Raw genomic sequence first — 2,432 nt, forward strand, 5'->3', positions numbered from 1 at the left:
TTTGATGATGTAGATACATACTGTGCTCCTGATAAACAGTACAAAATGTTAAAAACCATTTTATTATTCTACAAAGAATCTCTTGCAGCTGTTAACAGAGGAGCTCCAATTGCAAATATTGTAGCTTTACCTGTTAAAGAAGAAATCGGTAAAATGAAATACATACCACAAGATGTATTTGATGAAAAAATTGCAGAAATTCAAGCAGCAATTACTAAACAATGCAGTGAGGCTTAAAAATGAATACAAATATTAAAACTAGAGAATATACTACTGTATCTGAAGTCTCAGGTCCTTTGATGGTTGTTGAAGGAGTAGAAGGCGTTGGTTACAATGAAATTGTAGATATTGAAACACCTACTGGTGAAAAAAGAAGTGGACAAGTTCTAGAAGTAACTAAAGATGTTGCTGTTATTCAAGTTTTCGAAGGAACTAATGATTTAAACACTAAAGATACCAAAACAAGATTCACTGGTCAAACCGCAAAAATCGGTGTATCCAGAGACATGGTAGGACGTATCTTTAACGGTATTGGTAAACCTATTGACGGCGGACCTGAAATTATTCCTGATGAAGAATTGGATATTAACGGGGCTCCTATGAACCCTGCTTCTCGTGAATTCCCTGAAGAATTTATTCAAACTGGTATCTCTACCATTGACGGAATGAACACATTAGTAAGAGGACAAAAACTTCCTATTTTCTCAGGATCTGGTTTACCTCACAACGATTTGGCTGTACAGATTGCAAGACAAGCAAAAGTATTAGGTGCAGACGACGAGTTTGCAGTAATTTTTGCAGCTATGGGTATTACAAACGAAGAAGCAAACTTCTTTATGAGAGACTTCGAACGTACTGGAGCATTAGAAAAATTAACAGTATTCATGAACTTAGCAGACGACCCTGCTATTGAAAGAATCTTAACTCCAAAAATGGCTTTAACCACTGCTGAATATTATGCATTTACCTTAGGTATGCAAGTATTGGTTATCTTAACAGATATGACCAACTACTGTGAAGCTTTAAGGGAAATTTCTGCAGCAAGAGAAGAAGTACCTGGAAGAAGAGGTTACCCGGGTTACATGTACACTGACCTTGCAGGTATCTATGAAAGAGCAGGACGTATTGACGGTAAAGAAGGTTCTATTACTCAGATGCCTATCTTAGTTATGCCTCAAGACGATATTACTCACCCAATTCCAGATTTAACCGGTTATATTACCGAAGGACAAATTGTATTAAGTAGGGAAATCTCAAGGAAAGGTATTTACCCTCCTGTAGACGTACTTCCTTCACTTTCTCGTTTGATGAGTGGGGGTATTGGTGGAGACAAAACTAGGGATGACCACAGTGGTGTATCTGACCAACTTTATTCCGCTTATGCTGAAGGTCGTGAATTAAGAGACTTAGTAGCGGTTGTAGGGGAAGAAGCACTTACTGAAAGGGATCAAAAGTTCTTAGAATTTGCTCAAGCATTTGAAGACCAATTCATTACTCAAAGTAAAGATGAAGACAGAACAATCTTCGAAACTTTAGATCTTGGTTGGAGTTTACTTAAAATCTTACCTAAAGCTGAACTCAAAAGGGTTAAAGAAGAATTTGTTGAACAATACCTTCCAAAAGATGACTGATCTCATTACAGTATATGTAGGTGATTAAATGGCACAAGATATTATAGATGGAATTAATCCAACTCGTATGGAATTATTATCCCTTAAGAATAGGACTAAACTTGCTGTTAAAGGGCATGGTTTACTCAAAGAGAAAAGGGATGCTTTAATTAAAGAGTTTTTTGATATCTTGGATCGTGTCAAAGGTATTCGTGAAAACGCAGAATTAAGTCTAAAAGAAGCAAACGACGCATTACTTGAAGCTCAAATTGCAATGGGTGATTTGGCTGTTAGAAAAGCAGCATTATCTGTTAAAGAATCTGTTGATGTTGAAATTACTTCAAGAAGCGTTATGGGTGTTGCAGTACCTGTTACTGATGTCAAAATGGAAAAAAGATCCATTATTGATAGGGGTTACGGGTTCTCAGATACCACTATTCAGTTAGACGAAGCTGCTAAGAAATTTGAGGAATCTATTAAGTATTTAATCGAACTGGGTGAGGTAGAAAAAACTATTTTCTTACTCGCTGAAGAAATCGAAGCTACTAAACGTAGAGTAAACGCTTTGGAACACATTATGATTCCAAGATTCCAAAATACTGAAAAGTATATTGATATGAGACTCCAAGAAATGGAAAGGGAAAACTTCGTTAGATTGAAAATGATTAGGTCAACTATTGAGAAAAATGAAAAAGCGGCAGCGGCTGCTGAAGCAGCTCAAAATGCAGAAGCTTGAGTTTTTCTCAAAACTTCTCATTTTCTTTTATTTTTATTATTTTTTTTAATTTAAAGAGTTATTATTTGTTTATTTTTTAAAATAAG

2 protein-coding genes and 1 pseudogene are annotated in these 2,432 nt (G+C 35.7%); all 3 read left to right on the forward strand.

The genetic code is table 11. The annotated features are described in order from the left end of the window. Window positions 1-237 (forward strand): annotated as a pseudogene (locus ACJMLH_RS09930) (V-type ATP synthase subunit A); the annotation flags it as partial. Between the two features lie 2 nt (window positions 238-239). After that, the gene (locus ACJMLH_RS09935) at window positions 240-1,631 is read left to right on the forward strand and encodes a V-type ATP synthase subunit B (RefSeq protein WP_405277236.1); all 1,392 of its coding nucleotides are present in this window, start codon (window positions 240-242) and stop codon (window positions 1,629-1,631) included. Between the two features lie 28 nt (window positions 1,632-1,659). After that, a complete protein-coding gene (locus tag ACJMLH_RS09940) occupies window positions 1,660-2,346 on the forward strand; it encodes a V-type ATP synthase subunit D (RefSeq protein WP_405277238.1) in 687 nt (228 codons plus the stop codon). Window positions 2,347-2,432: the final 86 nt, after the last annotated feature.

The sequence above is a fragment of the Methanobrevibacter sp. genome, from assembly GCF_045116495.1.
Taxonomy (GTDB): Archaea; Methanobacteriota; Methanobacteria; order Methanobacteriales; family Methanobacteriaceae; genus Methanocatella.